The organism is Colwellia sp. MB02u-14 (assembly GCF_014076915.1).
GTDB lineage: Bacteria > Pseudomonadota > Gammaproteobacteria > Enterobacterales > Alteromonadaceae > Colwellia_A.
Genome location: NZ_JACGUX010000080.1, coordinates 139976 through 157566, shown reverse-complemented (window position 1 = coordinate 157566; position 17591 = coordinate 139976). Strand labels below are relative to the sequence as shown.

General features: G+C 36.6%; 4 protein-coding genes and 1 pseudogene. 2 read left to right on the top strand and 3 right to left on the bottom strand.

Annotated features, from left to right (window positions below; genetic code table 11):
• Positions 1-253: 253 nt before the first annotated feature.
• On the bottom strand, positions 254-11077 hold the full coding sequence (locus H4J52_RS13625) for a non-ribosomal peptide synthetase (protein ID WP_182223787.1): 10824 nt from the start codon (positions 11075-11077) through the stop codon (positions 254-256).
• Positions 11078-11461: 384 nt separating this feature from the next.
• Between H4J52_RS13625 and H4J52_RS13620 the strand changes: the two genes are divergently transcribed.
• Positions 11462-12034 (top strand): winged helix-turn-helix domain-containing protein, encoded by a 573-nt coding sequence (locus tag H4J52_RS13620; protein ID WP_182223788.1) that lies wholly within the window; start codon positions 11462-11464, stop codon positions 12032-12034.
• Positions 12035-12452: 418 nt separating this feature from the next.
• Here the strand turns inward: H4J52_RS13620 and H4J52_RS20530 are convergent.
• A pseudogene (locus H4J52_RS20530) lies at positions 12453-13622 on the bottom strand (IS3 family transposase); the annotation flags it as partial.
• 505 nt (positions 13623-14127) lie between these two features.
• On the opposite strand from H4J52_RS20530, the gene H4J52_RS13605 reads away from it, so the two are divergent.
• Positions 14128-14721, top strand: a complete 594-nt coding sequence (locus H4J52_RS13605) for an acyl-homoserine-lactone synthase (RefSeq protein ID WP_182223791.1) — start codon at positions 14128-14130, stop codon at positions 14719-14721.
• Between the two features lie 1117 nt (positions 14722-15838).
• Here the strand turns inward: H4J52_RS13605 and H4J52_RS13600 are convergent.
• On the bottom strand, positions 15839-17500 hold the full coding sequence (locus tag H4J52_RS13600) for a cyclic peptide export ABC transporter (RefSeq protein WP_182223792.1): 1662 nt from the start codon (positions 17498-17500) through the stop codon (positions 15839-15841).
• Positions 17501-17591: the final 91 nt, after the last annotated feature.

The window sequence follows — 17591 nt, the reverse complement described above, 5'->3', positions numbered from 1 at the left end:
ATTAGCATAACCAGCTGGTATTAAACGTTTATTTTTACAATAGTGTTCATGCTGTCAGACATCATTTATGTTATTGATAACTGATAAGGTGCTTGCACAAATATGCTAGCCAAGTTATCACGCAGGTAATGAGGTCTCTTTATGTTTTTATGATAAATATATTATTTTTGCTTTTTGAAGTGTGAATTATTTTGACCAGTACTAGAACAATCCATGCATGTAAATTAGGAACTGTTCTAGTTTGTTACTGTTTTTAATTTAAAACCTTTTCTGATTTTTTTTCTTGAACTGTCAGATTTGATTGACTAAAAGTTGCTACTATTTTGTTAGCCAGTTCTGATTTGAACACCATAGAGTAGTGAGATCCCTCACTCGTAGTTATTGACAATTTTTCTTTGCTTACTGATTGTATTCGTTCTACAACCGCGGTTTTGTCAGCAGATATTGCTAGTCCGGTATTAGCCATTATTAATGTAACTTTACCAATTAACGTGCCGGATATTTTGTGGCTTTGTGCCAACGCTAGCTGACGTTGTGCGGCTTGATAATATATATCAAATTTATTTTCTGAAATATTTTCAGGTAAAAGCTGTAACTTAATTAAATTTGAATACAGAATACTTTGCGTGATATTGGTAAGTTTTTCACGCGTTAATATTTCATCAATAATTTCGCTACCTAATAATATTTCTGCCAATGTTTCTTTGCTTGACGTTTTTTCTGTAGAAGTCAAAGTCATGCTATCAAGATAGGCATCAAGTAATATCAGTTCAACTTTCTCACCTTCAGACTCTAAACGCTTTGTTAATTCGAACATGATATCGCCACCAAAAGAGTGACCCACCAATCGGTATATTCCCGATGGTTGAGCTGATTTAATTGCCAGGTACCAGAGATTAACCCGTTCATCTATGTTTAGTGATAAATCTTCTGTAAAACCATGTTGTTCATCAATAGCTGCGGTGGTTAACAGTTTAACATCAAACAAATGGTCTAAACGTGAAACTAAAAATTGGTATGTGATCGCCATAGTACCTAATGCAGGAGCCATAAATATTTTAGTCAAGTGATTGTTATTTCCAAACGACATAATATCGTAATTATTTATGGGGTTGAGTGGCTGCTCGTCATTTTCATGAATGAGTTCGTCAATACATAAAGCAAGTTTATTTAATGTTTGCGCTGAAAAAAGTTTTGTCATCGGCAATGGTTTATTAAAGGTTTGTTCAATTTCCGAGATTAAGCGAACTGCAAGTAAAGAATGTCCACCTAAGTCAAAGAAATTAGCGGTGACACTAATAGCATCAGTTTCAATTTTAAGTAAATTTGACCAGATATTAACTAATGTCTCTTCTGTTGGTGTTTCAGCGGCTATGTATTCACCCTGTAATAATGTGTCATCAGGGGCTGGTAACGCTTTTTTGTCAACTTTACCGTTTGATGTTAAAGGAAACTCTTCTAAAATAACGAAGGCGGAAGGCATCATGTAAGCAGGTAAACCTTCTTGTAAATAAGCTTTAAACTCAGCTATTAATGCTTGTTCATATGATTCTTGGTCTTGTTTTCGAACAGAAGGTGTGACGTAAGCGACAATACGTTTTTGTCCCGGTTCATCTTCTCTAACCAATACTAAACATGAAGCGACACTGTCACACTGTGATAATTGAATTTCAATTTCACCTAATTCAATTCTAAATCCTCGGATCTTAACCTGATCGTCTGTTCGTCCAATGAATTCCAGATTACCATCAGAAAGATAACGTACTAAGTCACCAGTTCTATAAAGTTTTTTGCTGCTATAGGGGTTTTCAGCATTAAAAAACGGGTTGTTAACAAATCGTTCTGCGGTGAGTGCTACCTGGTGCAAATATCCAGGCGCAACACTTAAGCCACCGATATAAAGTTCACCTGCCACGCTTTTGGGTTGTAGCTGACAATGTTGGTCTAATACATAACATTGAGCATTTACCAGTGGTTTACCAATTCGCTGCTGTTTTACATGATCCATAGGTTGTTCCAGCAGGTCATAAACGGTGGCTACTACGGTTCCTTCTGTTGGTCCATAGCTATTTAACAGTGGTATATTCACACTATTACGCCAGTGCTCAACTTGATTCGCCTGATAACCTTCACCTCCAATAATACACAAACGTAAGTTTTCCTTAGCAATTTCAATATAAGAACCATCGAGACTTGCTGATAGTAAGTGCCAGAAAGCCGTTGGAAGTGAAATAACACTGATTTCATTTTGATTGATGAAATCCCAAAAACCTTGTCCGCCTTCGAGTACAGCTTCACTTCGTAACACCAATTTGGCTCCAAAGCTCAGTGTGGTAAATACTTCTTCTACGCAAATATCAAAGCTGATAGATGAAAATTGCAGCACATTATCTTTTTCACTAATGTGGTAATAATGCTGTGCAGCCAGTACATAATGATTCACATTACTGTGACTAATAGTTACTCCTTTAGGTTGACCTGTTGAACCAGAGGTATAAATAACATAAGCCAGATTTGAAACGGTAAGTGCTTCAATTGTCGGATTATTGGATGGATAAGCTTGAAGCTGTGATTGTAGCAATTCATCATCTAAACATAGGATGTTCAGCTCTTTAATTGGTAATTTCGCTGCCAAATGACGTTGAGTCAATACGGTTGTTAGCTGCGAATCTTCCAGCATATAGTTAATGCGTGAATCCGGGTAAGCTGGATCTAATGGTAAATAAGCCGCGCCCGCTTTTAATATGGCTAATATGCCAATCACCATTTCAATGGATCTTTCCAGATATAAACCAACTAAAGTATTTGGAGTGATCCCTTGCTCGATTAAATAAAAAGCAAGTTGGTTTGCTTTATGGTTCAACTCAGCATAACTTATTTGTGTTTCTTCAAAAACCAGGGCAATGGCATCAGGATTCTTTTGTGCTTGTGTTTCAAATAACCGATGAATACATGATGACTCAGGGCAGCTAATTTTCTCACCATTGGCGGTCATTAACCTTTCTGCTAATTCATTGTCAGATAACATCGGTAAATTTGCGATTGTCGGTTTAAGTTGAGTTGTCTCTAATTTAGCTAATCCGGTTAATAATCGACATAAATGGTCGTTGAATTCCCAGATATGAGCTTCACTGAAAATCGCTTGGTCATAGATCCAATTTATTCGTACGCCGTTATCATTTAATTCAATAGAAATATCCAAATCAAATTTTGCCGTGATTGAATCTGACGATAAAGGTGATAATGTGACACCAGACATGGCTTGAACAGTGTCTTTTTTATCAACTTGCCCATAATCTGTATTGGTTGAAAACATCACCTGAAACAATGGGGTGTGGGCGGTACTTCTGGGCAAGTTCAATCGCTCAACTAATTGCTCAAACGGTACGTCCTGATTTGACTGAGCATCCAGATGGACTTGACGCACATGGGCCAGATAATCTGATAATTCTTGATGGCTAGTATCAAGCCTTAATACCAATGTATTGACGAAGAAACCAATTAATGGTTCAAGTTCCGTTTGCATCCTATTGGCAATCGGTGTGCCGATGACAATATCCTGACTGTTGCTGTGGCGTGATAATACTAGAGCCAGTGCACTGTGTAATAACATGAACGGGGTTATTTGATATTGTTTTGCTAACCGCGTAAGGGCATCACCAATTTTTGTTAGTAATTGTGATGACACTGCTTTTCCTGAAAATTGTTTTACCTCAGGTCTAGGGAAGTCCAACATCAAATTATGTACTGAAGGTAAGTCCTCTAGCTGCTGTTGCCAGTAATTCAGTTGAGAATCTAACACTTCTCCCTGTAACCAATTTCGCTGCCAATGTGCATAGTCAGCATATTGGATAGATAATGGCGATAATGGACTAGGTAATCCTTGATCGAATGCTGAATACAAGCGAAGGAATTCGTGCTCAAATATTTCCATCGACCAGCCGTCTGAGGCGATATGGTGCATGTTAAATAATAATACGCCATTGCATTTTTCTTGTTTGTCACTTTGTTCAAGTTGAATAAAACTTGCTCTCACCATTAAGTCTTGTGTTAAATCAAACGCGGTCAGTTTATCGGCTTCAATTAAGGCTAATAATTGAGATTGGCGTGAGGCTGGTGCTAAATGTGATAAATCATGTCGATGTAAGATAAAATCAAATTCATTCTGGATTTGTTGCATTGAGCCTTGCTTGGTATTGATATAAACGGTTCGTAGTACTTCATGGCGCTGAATAATCTCACTGATTGAGTCTTCGACCGCAGGTAGATTTATCTGACCCATTATTTTCATTGCCATCGGCATATTATATTCTGGGCTACCATTACTTAATTGATCTATAAACCATAAGCGTTGCTGAGGGAAAGAGGTAACTATAGGCTGATTTTCTTGACGTGAAACAGAAGTTACTGACATTCTTAACGGCCTAGGCCTATTAGTACCTAAATCAATGTGCGCGGCTATCAAGCGAATTGTTGATGATTCAAAAATCAATTTAATGGGTAGTTCTTTCTGTAACTGAGCTCGAATTTCCGAGATTAAGCGAACTGCAAGTAAAGAATGTCCACCTAAGTCAAAGAAATTAGCGGTGACACTAATAGCATCAGTTTCAATTTTAAGTAAATTTGACCAGATATTAACTAATGTCTCTTCTGTTGGTGTTTCAGCGGCTATGTATTCACCCTGTAATAATGTGTCATCAGGGGCTGGTAACGCTTTTTTGTCAACTTTACCGTTTGATGTTAAAGGAAACTCTTCTAAAATAACGAAGGCGGAAGGCATCATGTAAGCAGGTAAACCTTCTTGTAAATAAGCTTTAAACTCAGCTATTAATGCTTGTTCATATGATTCTTGGTCTTGTTTTCGAACAGAAGGTGTGACGTAAGCGACAATACGTTTTTGTCCCGGTTCATCTTCTCTAACCAATACTAAACATGAAGCGACACTGTCACACTGTGATAATTGAATTTCAATTTCACCTAATTCAATTCTAAATCCTCGGATCTTAACCTGATCGTCTGTTCGTCCGGCAAACTCTAAATTACCATCAAGAAGATAACGAACTAAATCGCCACTTTTATATAAGCGATCTTCAGGATCATCACTAAAGGGATTCGAAATAAATTTTTCAGCCGTCATTTCAGGTTGATTTAAATAGCCTCTGGCCAGGCCTGTGCCACCTATGTATAGTTCACCAACCGAGCCTAGAGGAACAAGGTGTCCTTCGGGAGATAATACATAGAGTGAAGTACCGTTTATTGGTTTGCCAATTGGAATTGAAGGTCTGCTGTTTTCTATTAGGGATTTGTCTCCATAAGACATAGGATAACAGGTGGTAAATGTTGTGCTTTCTGTCGGGCCGTAGCCATTAACAACCGTAACATCAGGTAAGCAATCTAAAACGCGTTTTACACTGGTTGTGTCAAGTATGTCACCACCGGCTAATATCCAGTGTAATGATCTCATATTTTTAGCAACATGACTCCACTGTTCAAATAAACCCGCAGTCAGCCATAGGCTGTTTACTTGGTTGCTTTCTAACGTTTGATTTAATACGGTTAGATCTATTTGACGTTCAGGATATAAAACACAAGAACCGCCATTCAGTAATGGCCCCCAAATTTCAAGCGTAGCTGCATCAAATGAAATCGAACTTGCTTGCATAAATCGTGTTGATTCATCTAAGGTAATAAATTCAGGGTTATTAACAAGCCTGACAACGCCAATGTGGGGGGTTAATACTCCTTTAGGCATCCCAGTTGAACCAGAAGTATAAATTATGTAAGCGGTGTTTACGGAATTTTGCTCTTTGTTTTTCTCTGGATTTAATGTTGAAAATGTTTGCAAATTTTCAGCTGTAGTCGACGAATCTAAAACAGTTAACTGACCATCGTTAATTGATCTGAATTTTTCTAACAAAGTAGATTCAGTCACTAAATGTGTTAATCCGGTATCTTTGAGTATGTAATCAATTCTGGTTTGCGGATAATTCGGATCAATGGGTGCGTAGGCTCCGCCTGATTTAAGTATGCCCAATAAACCGATAATCATTTCAGTTGAGCGGTCAAGGCAAATACCCACCAGAGTTTCAGTTCTAACGCCTTGTTCACGAAGGTAATGAGCGATTTGATTTGAAGCTTGATTCAGCTCTTTATAAGTTAATTGTTTATCTTTAAATACTACTGCGACATTGTCGGGTGTTTTTTGAACTTGTATCTCGAATAATTCGTGGATACATTTTTCCTGAGAATAATTCGTCTTGATGTTATTTAATTCATGTGTCAGATAATGCATTTCCGATATGGAGAGCATGGTTAAATCTTTAAGCTTAGCGTCAGGGGTTTCTGCAATATTGGTTAACAAGTGGGTTAAATGTTCGCTCAAGGTTTCGATGTGGGCCTGATCAAACAATGCTGTATTATAAACCCAGGAAAAACTCATACCGTTGTCGTTAATTTGGGCACTGATATCTAATTCAAATTTGGAAACAATTGTTTCGCTGGATAATGGTGTGAAGTTAACACCCGGGATTAATAATTGATTTGTCTCATTCGTGTTCATCGTAAATAAAATTTGAAATAATGGAGAATGTTGCGTGTTACGCGGGACTTGGCAATGTTCAACTAACTGTTCAAAAGGAATATCCTGATGCGCTTGAGCATCAAGATTAATGGTGCGTATATGCGTTAAGTAATCTGCCAGTGCTTCGTGGCGTCCATCGGTTCTTAATACCAATGTATTAACAAAGAAACCAATGAGTGGTTCCAGTTCTGTCTGCAAACGGTTGGCCACAGGTGTACCAATAACAATATCATGGCTATTGCTATGTCGTGATATCACAAGCGCTAATGCCGCATGCAGTAACATAAATGGTGTTAATTTATAATCGGTTGCTATTTGCAGTAGTTGTTGTGCTACGTCGGCATTTAACTTGTTTGTGACAACCCCACCTTGGTGGCTAGGTGTTTCTGATCTTGGATGATCAAGTGGTAAACTATGTATGGCAGGTACGTCTTCTAGTTTTTGTGTCCAATAACTTAGTTGATCTGCCAATATTTCATCAACCAGCCATTCTTTTTGCCAAAGGGAGTAATCAGCGTATTGAATTACTAAAGGTGCTAACGGGTCAGGTTTTCCTAGAATAATTGATTGATACAGAGCAACAAACTCTTTCAATAAAACGCCAAGTGACCAGCCGTCAGAAGCAATATGGTGCATGTTAAATAACAGTACACCTTTTGTAATTGTACTTGTGTCTGAGCTTTGTTGTGTTGAAAGTTGCAGATAAGCCGCTCTAACCATTAAGTCGTTGCTTAGATCAAAGTGTTTAAGGCTGTCTTCTGTCAGTAAATTTTTTACTTTTTCCTGTTGAATTTTCTCATCCAGTTGCGTTAAATCATGATGAATAAGGTTAAATTCAAAATCAGGTTGAATGAACTGTAGGGTTTGTCCACCTTCCTCTTTAAAGATGGTGCGTAAACTTTCATGTCTGGCAACGATACGGGTAATGGCTTTTTCGGCTATATCTACATTAAAGTCCCCTTCGATTTGAATGGCCACAGGGATGTTGTATTCTGAACTTCCGCTTTGAATCTGGTCGATGAACCATAAACGTTGTTGGGCAAATGAAGCTGAAACGGCTTGCCACGGTTGGCGTAAACTTGCGGTTATTTCTGGTCTTAATTGTGCAGTGCTGCCTGCATCAATATAATTAGCCATTGCACGGATAGTCGATGATTCAAAAATAAATTTAATAGGTAATTCTTGCTGTAATTGAGCTCTGATTTCTGCGACCAAACGAATGGCGAGTAAAGAATGTCCTCCCAACTCAAAGAAGTTAGCGTTCACGCTAATGTCGTCAGCTTTAATTTTAAGTAAAGATGACCATGTATTAACTAACGCCTGTTCGGTTGGTGTTTCAGCGGCTATGTATTCACCCTGTAATAATGTGTCATCAGGTGCTGGTAACGCTTTTTTGTCAACCTTACCATTTGATGTTAAAGGAAACTCTTCTAAAATAACGAAAGCAGAAGGCATCATATAAGCAGGTAGATTTTGTTGTAGATGTGCTTTTAGTTCAGGTATTAATGCTTGTTCATATGATTCTTGGTCTTGTTTTCGAACAGAAGGTGTGACGTAAGCGACAATACGTTTTTGTCCCGGTTCATCTTCTCTAACCAATACTAAACATGAAGCGACACTGTCACACTGTGATAATTGAATTTCAATTTCACCTAATTCAATTCTAAATCCTCGGATCTTAACCTGATCGTCTGTTCGTCCGGCAAACTCTAAATTACCATCAAGAAGATAACGAACTAAATCGCCACTTTTATATAAGCGATCTTCAGGATCATCACTAAAGGGATTCGAAATAAATTTTTCAGCCGTCATTTCAGGTTGATTTAAATAGCCTCTGGCCAGGCCTGTGCCACCTATGTATAGTTCACCAACCGAGCCTAGAGGAACAAGGTGTCCTTCGGGAGATAATACATAGAGTGAAGTACCGTTTATTGGTTTGCCAATTGGAATTGAAGGTCTGCTGTTTTCTATTAGGGATTTGTCTCCATAAGACATAGGATAACAGGTGGTAAATGTTGTGCTTTCTGTCGGGCCGTAGCCATTAACAACCGTAACATCAGGTAAGCAATCTAAAACGCGTTTTACACTGGTTGTGTCAAGTATGTCACCACCGGCTAATATCCAGTGTAATGATCTCATATTTTTAGCAACATGACTCCACTGTTCAAATAAACCCGCAGTCAGCCATAGGCTGTTTACTTGGTTGCTTTCTAACGTTTGATTTAATACGGTTAGATCTATTTGACGTTCAGGATATAAAACACAAGAACCGCCATTCAGTAATGGCCCCCAAATTTCAAGCGTAGCTGCATCAAATGAAATCGAACTTGCTTGCATAAATCGTGTTGATTCATCTAAGGTGATAAATTCAGGGTTATTAACAAGCCTGACAACGCCAATGTGGGGGGTTAATACTCCTTTAGGCATCCCTGTTGAACCTGAAGTATAAATCACATAAGCGGTGTTTACGGAATTTTGCTCTTTGTTTTTCTCTGGATTTAATGTTGAAAATGTTTGCAAATTTTCAGCTGTAGTCAACGAATCTAAAACAGTTAACTGACCATCGTTAATCGAATTGAATTTATCTGCTAATGTCGATTGAGTGAGTAAATGCGTTAACATAGTATCCTCTAACATGTAGTCGATTCTGGTTTGAGGATAATTTGGGTCAATTGGCACATAAGCACCGCCACATTTCAGTATTCCCAATAAAGCAGCAATCATTTCAAAGGAACGATCAAGACAAATCCCTACTAAAGTTTCAGATGTAACTCCTTGTGAAAGCAAAAAATTAGCAATTTGATTCGACGTTTCGTTGAGCTCTCTATAAGTTAGCTGTTTATCTTCAAAAATCACCGCGATATTGTCGGGCGTTTGCTGTACTTGTTTTTCGAATAATTCGTGGATACATTTATTTTGAACGTAATCAGTTTTACTGTTATTCAATTCATTGGTCAGGTAGTGCATCTCTGGTCTTGATAGCATGGCTAAATCTTTAAGTTTAGCGTCAGGCGTTTCAGCTATGCTGTTTAATAAACGTGTTAAGTGTTCGCTTAAGATTTGGACGTATGTTTGATCAAACAATGCAGTGTCATAAACCCATGAAAAAGCTATACCATCATCTGATACTTGAGCGGTAATATTCAATTCAAATTTTGCAATGATTGATTCGCTTTCCAGAGAAGTAAAGCTAAGTCCTGACAGGGATAACTTACTGTTTTTACTTGTAGTATCCATGGAAAACATTATTTGAAATAACGGTGAATGCAGGTTGCTTCTAGGGGTATTACAATATTCAACAAGTTGCTCAAATGGAATGTCCTGATAAGATTGAGCCTGAAAATTAATTGTCCGAATATGTGCCAGATAATCACTAAGCATGTCATGGTCGGTATCTGCCCTTAACACTAAAGTATTTACAAAAAAACCAATTAAAGGCTCTAACTCTGGTTGTACGCGGTTAGCCACGGGAGTACCGAGTACAATGTCATTGCTATTACTATGACGAGATAATACTAAAGCGATCCCTGCATGTAATAACATAAAAGGCGTTAATTGATTATCTTTTGCTATTTTTAATAGCTGTTGTGATACGTTAGTCTCTAACTTGTTTGTTACCACTGCGCCTTGACGAGCACTGTTTTTTTTTCTAGGAGAGGCTAGCGGTAAGCTATGAACGCTAGGTAGTTCTGATAATTGTGTACTCCAATAATTTAATTGAGTCTCCAGCACTTCACCAACCAACCAACGTCTTTGCCAATAAGCATAATCGACATACTGTATTGCTAAAGGTGCTAACGGATCTGGTTTACCCTGAATAATAGACTGATATTGAATGACAAATTCTTTCAGTAACACTTTCATTGACCAACCATCTGAAGCAATATGGTGCATATTGAATAACAGTACACCCTGGCTTGTTTTTTCTTGGTTGGAAAGGTGCAGATAAGATGCCCTGACCATAAGGTCATGCTTTAAATTAAAGGTTTTATTGCAATCTTCTTCAAACAATTTTTGTATTTGTTGTTGCTGTGTTTTTTCATTTTTTGATGTCAGATCATGATGAATGAGTTTAAACTCGAAATCGTTATTAATAATTTGAACAGGTCTTGGTACTCTTTCTTCAAAAACTGTTCGCAAAGGTGCATGCCGCACAATAATACGGTGGATCGATTTTTCTGCTGCATCTGTATCAAAGTTACCTGTTATTTTAAGCGCCATAGGCATGTTATATTCAGGGCTACCTTGGGCAAGATGGTCAATAAACCACAATCGTTGCTGAGCAAAAGATAATGGAATATCACCACTCACATCATCGAGTGCAGTAAGTTTTTCCTGACTAAGATAAGTTATAATGTCTTCTTTAAATGACTGAATCTGGGATTTTATTTCAGGTGTTAAAAGTCCTTTTTTTGCTTTAATTTTGAGCTTACCTTCTGTAATAGAGAGTAAGATCCCTTTTTGTTTCAATTCGGATAAGAATAACTGTAACTTCATAACACATGCCTCAATACGGGTAATTTTTGTACTAATCCACACAGCTATATTTGTTATCGGAAAGCTGCTGAATTGAGTTCATCTTCAGCACCTAAGAGTAAGATAAGGGACTGGTACGAGAATGATGCACACGTTACCACGCGTTTATTTATGACACTTTATGTTTTTATGATAAATATATTATCTTTGTTTTTTAATTCTTTTAGGCGGCCATTTCATATTGGGTAAAGTCCCCATAAACGAAACTTTAGTTAAAAGCTGTAAGATCCAGCAGTTAACCATTTAAAGACAAAAAGTGTATCTTAGCGCTAAGAAGTTAATACTTTGCATTTAAGATGACTTAATTAGCAGAAAACATTGATGTTAAAAAAGAGATTACGTGAAATGAAAGAATGGGATGAAAAATGTTTTATTATTGGTGCATGGGTTATTCAGCCTACTCTTTGTCAGTTAATCAGATGTGAAGGTGATACTTGTATTAATGTGGAACCAAAAGTTGTTGAAATTTTAGCTTATATGTCAAAAAACCCAAATAGAATAGTCACTAGGGACGAACTTTCTGAGCATGTATGGGCGAATACCGTTGCTAGTGATAATTCAATTAATCGAACGATTTCTTTAATAAGAAAGTATTTGGAAGATGATATTAAATTTCCTAAATACATCAGAACCATTCCCAAACGAGGGTATTTATTATTGGCCATTCCTGAATTTCCAGAGAATGTAAAACAATTACAAAAGGGATCAAAAATCAAACTTGAAAAGGTTCCCCTCCTCCCTTTAGTAGAAAATACAAATTTCAAAATAACTACCATTAATAACCGTAGTCATGAGAAACCTAATAATCAAACTGTGCAATTAGAGATGAATATGCCACCCATGCTGATGAAAAAATTTATTAATAGTATTCAAGACATGATTGAGTTCTTAAATACTTCAGATAATAGCTCTACCTGATTTCTCATAAATATTAGTCATGCTCAGATGTTTTTAACATTGGTGGTATCTGCACGTAGCTGATACTTAATTCAAACAACGATTAAAGGTATACGCTTAATCAATCAATTTACTTGTTTTTTGCGCAAGTCATAATTTCATCTCTAGCACTTTACTGGAGAAGTAACATGACAACACAGAAGAAATGCATTAATAACCTCTGAAAGTCGAAATTAAAAAACAAGTTTATCACAATAGAAATAGTTAATAGTATTTGTCATTTTAGCGTCAATAAGTTTGTCAAAAAACAGTTTAAATGTGGTCCGTAAGTCCGCTCTGCCCCACTACTGGTGTTTATCAAGACAGTTGTCACCTAAATTATTAAGCAGCTTCTTTGTGTTACTCTGAATTTAATTCCACAGCGCCTACTGGCTAACAGTTTTACTCTTATTTGAACATCAAGACTATAGTGTCTCTGCCATGACGTGACAAATTTATTCTACTATGACGATGCTCATTGTTCCCTCAATAAACAAACGCTTTTACCCATTTACAGGCTTCATCTAACGATTTGAAACCTTCACTAGCGCAACTAGGGTGATACTTTACCGTACTAAGTAGTGGTTCTGAGTATGGATCAACGGTACTTACCCTTGGTCGACTGCGTGAGACAACAACAATAACAATAACAACAACAACTAAATCGTACATCTTAGCTCGCTATAAGTAAGGCTCTTCATGAGTGATCCATTATCAGAGTGCAACACGACGTCTTTCTTCTAGCATTTCTCTGCCCAAACGCTGTACTCTAGTAGTGCCGCCGCTTGCTCACCTGTTTCATTGGCCTGAACTTCCCAACCGACTACATTACGGCTGTAACTGTTATCCCAACGCCGTACTTCTTTCGCTTTTTTAGTCGTATAACTTGTTGGCTTTTTGAGGATATTTCTCGGCTTCGCTTTACCTCGGTGTTGCAGCATGCAATATACGGTAAAAACTCGACTTTGATTCGATATATTCACCTCTGTCAGCTAGTATCGGTAATATTTTTTTTGCCGTTAGTGAGGCAAAATTTTGGCGGTTACAAACATCAATTACGGCTTGCCTTTCTGTTTTATTAGTTTATTCCCAGGCTCGGACTTCATTACTGCTAGCCTTATTTTGGCTCACACCTGACGTTACAACGGTACTGACCAACTGTGCATGCTTTTACCTATCAGTCAACGAAATCAGCTGTCCTCTTTTTCCTTCCAATGGCGTCTAACTTTTTTCCTAATGCAAGTAATGCGACCGTTTCTGCTAAAGCTTTTTCTTTTCTGCGTAGCTCTCGCTCTAATTCCTTAATACGACTTTTATCAGACTTTTGCTATGGCGTAGTCTTTAGTCTTTTTTCCTGCTTACTAGATTTTTAAAGCAATACAGACTAGTTTTAATGCTTTAACTTGCTAAGAATACAAACATTTAACTCGATAATACTCACTTAACTCAACAGCCTAAAATGTAGCGGTTTCTTGTGCAATCGCAAATTTTTTCTACTTGACCAGTTATCTGGTTAACTAACTTTTGTCACACTTAAACCTGAGGTATTAAATTGCTTTTGACAACTATACCCGTTACCAAGAGTGCTTGAGAAATTTCAACTCAAGGCGCGGTGATGACGTAATGGTTATTCCCTTATGAATCACAGCATCGATGAAGCGATATGACTCAAGCGCTTCGTCGATGGATTTAAAGTGACTTGATACTGCGTTAACTAATCAACACATAGAATGACTATGCTTAAATCATTTTCCTTCACTAAAGTCATTTTAATTTACGCTGAAATCCTGCACTTTGAATTATATACAGGGTTGAGATATTTATGCCTTCTTGCACTGCAAACTTTATAACTGACAAAGCACTTTGACTGAGTTTACTTAATACTGCTTATTTAAATTGGCTACATATCTTATAATACAATCACTTAACCTTACCACCCCCTATTTATTTATAAAATCAATAGAGACGACAACAATCCTGATACAAAGGGGACTGTCATTTCTGACAGCTAAATTAACATTGTATTAACGTTTAAAGTGGTTGTATCAAATTTACACAATTTATAGACAACCAAAATGACAAATATTCACTACATTGAACCAAACAACAACAACTACAGTACGATCAATAACAATCTTCTTAACGATGTTTATCGCCTACGCTATGATACATTTAAAACCAGATTAAGCTGGGAAGTTAACTGTGAAAACGGTTTAGAAAAAGACGAGTTTGATAAACTAGATGTAACCCACATTGCTATGACAGATCAAAACGAGAAAGTTGTTGGTTGCTGGAGAGCTTTACCTACTGAAGGTTCTTACATGTTGCGTAACATCTTCCCTGAATTAATGCGAGGTGAAAATATTCCTCATGAGGAGAATGTATGGGAAATCAGCCGATTCACAGTCGATAAAGCATTCACTAACAATGATAAAAGTATGGTGAGTAATTCAACCGCTCAGCTTGTTAAGTCGTTCTATGATTTTGCTCAAAAAAAAGGCATTAAATCGTATGTATTAGTTACTACTGTTGCTTGTGAAAGAATTTTAAGATGTTTGGGAGTAGAAACACGTCGGATGGGCGATGGTAAATCAATGCAGATTGGTATTGAAAGATCAGTAGCACTTTGGGTTAATGTGAATGAGAGTCTTAATATTTCGTGCGCATGATATTTTATTTAGCTTAATGAATATAAGGAATAATAATAAACCTTTTAAAGGATTTATTATATATAGAGATGCAAAATCAGATTTTTAACAATCTAACAGAAATAGAAAATTCAATAAAAATAATTGCCTAAATTGACAAAGTATTAATTATAGAACTGAATGCCATAGAAATAATGTAGTAGAACAAAATCCTAAGATATTGGCCCTGACCAAAGGTTTGAACTCTATAATAATGACTTATATTTCAATGTAGCTAATTAGGGCGAATCCATACTAGACCAAAAAGCATATTATGCCTTAGCTACTGACATTAAAAGTGATAAAGAAAAACTTTGCTTTTTAACACATACTCTTTGTGAATATTCTCCCAGTTAAAATGAATCTAGAATTATAAAGGCCTTAGACAAGGCATTCATTAAAGAGAACAGTTATTCTATTGTCGATATCAATAACGTAGGTTAAAACTTTTATAAACAAGCCATTAGGTGGAGGTTGAGCAAACTCTATTCGTCGTTACCTTTGTTTTTAAGGACGTTACATGGAGATAACCTAGAAGAGAATGCAGGCGCATATTCGCCTGAATAACTCTTAACAAAAAATATGCCTTAATTATAATTCGCTCCGATTTCCTGAAAAGAGCATCTTCAAGTGGATCGCGTATATCAATTTTCAAAACACAATTAAACAATTTATTTAGTACAATCAGGTGTTATAACAACGCGAAATTAACTTGTGTGAACAAGGAAAAAAATCGAATTGCAATTTCATTATTATTTCATTTAGATAAAACTGAAGTAGCTAAAATGTTATCGTTCCTTTGACCCCCTCTTAAAATGCATTAATGTGCTGTTTACACTCACTCATATTTTGACGATATTATTAGAAATAATGAAAATAAATTTAATAATAAACCCACAAAAAATATAAAATGAACAGGCCTTACTAACAACAATAAACAACATAATGGCCACCGCAGCGATGCTCCATTTGGCTGTACAGACATCAATGCTACTGCGTAAACTTCATCCGTTATACAAAATATTATCGTCTGTCCATTTTCAAACTTATTAACTTTATGGCACTTTAGCTTCTATTCTTAGTTGGAAAAGTAAAATGGTTACGCTGACGCCTTCAATGGTTCGGCGAAAAGTTCATCCGTTTTACCAACTTCTGCCGCCTGGCCATTTTCAAACTTAATGACTTTATCAGCAAGGTTAAAATATCTGTCGTCATGGGTGATTGCAATAACCGTTTTACCATTGCTTTTCATTTCAGCCAGTAATTCAGTGTAAAAATAATGTCTGAAGTAAGGGTCTTGATCAGCAGCCCATTCATCAAAAAGGTAAATAGGTGAATCTTCCATGTAGGCTAATAATAAAGCTAATCTTTTCTTTTGTCCCATAGATAGCTTAGTTGTTTTCAATACACCACCTGACACAGTAACTTTATCCGATAATCCAAGATTTTCTAAATGCTTAAGAATATCTTCATCAACCGCTAACTCCCCTTTTGAATCTAACACTTCACTAAATAAATAATAATCTGAGAAAATAGTGGTGAAATAATCACGATACCATTGACTATTTTCAGTGGTTAGCGCCTTGCCATCAACCTGTATTGAGCCTTTATCTGCGGTATACAAACTCGTAAATAATTTAGCAAATGTAGACTTACCACTTCCGTTACCACCAATAATAAATACCGTTTCACCTTGGTTAAAATTTAAATTTATAGGGCCAACAGAGAATTCATAAGCACCATCTTCACTTTCATACTTATATTCCAAATCTTTAACTTCAATCTTATTCCATTGTTTTTCGTTTCTTGGTTCATTAACTTGTGAACCATCCTCGTGGGTATACTCTGGTGCAAGGTTTAGGCTTTCAATTTTATTAAACGCTATTTTTCCTTTTGAAATAGGCATAAAGGTATTCATCAGAAAATTAATGGGTCCGACTAAATAAGTAATAATAAAGACATATCCAACAATATCGCCAATGCTTGCAGATTCAAACATACTCGCTGAAAAAGCGATAACACCTAAAGTTAAAAATAACATGGCTGATGTCCAGTTATTATTCAGACTCCAGTATAGTTGTGCTTTTAAATCCTGATTTTGAATTTCTTTTGTCGCTGGCATGGTTACGTTTTTATAAAAATAATTTTTACGACTCTGATTCAAGCTTAATTCCTTGCCGCCATCAACCAAAGCCTTAAAGTTTTCAAAAAGAACATCTTCACTCTCACGCAACTCTTTATATTTATCACCAACTTTATTAATAATAAACTGGGCAACCGTAATTGCAGCCGTTAAAAAAGACGCCAAAAGGAAAAAATGTCCTGGAGATAAATAAAATAAATAGAAGAAGCTCAGCACTACCATTGTTAAATGAAAGGTAAACATAGGCACCAAAGTCATCGCACTGGATATACTGCTAATATCATTAGTAATTGTCGCTTGAATACGATGCCCCCCAATGCGCTCTAGCTGCTCATAACTCGTTGCTAATACCCGGTTCACCATTGAATTTCTCAACTTACATACCATAGATGTACTCAATCGAGCGAGTAAATACTGTGATAGCAAACCAAAAAAAAGCAAACCCAACACACCTAGACCATAAATTTGCACACGTTCTAAAATACTCTGTGTAGTCTCAAGCGTGACTTCATTTCTTATTTGCAACATTAAAAAAACACCTGCAAATGCCGTTAGCGCACTAGCTAATGCTGAAAGCGCAATCAAACCTTTGTACTTCCCTAACATATTGTTAAACATTGTATAAATACTCCTAAAATGCTGACGAGGAACATTCTTCCCTCGCTTATACAGCTTTAATTTTTGATAGTTGACTATTGGTATATATCGA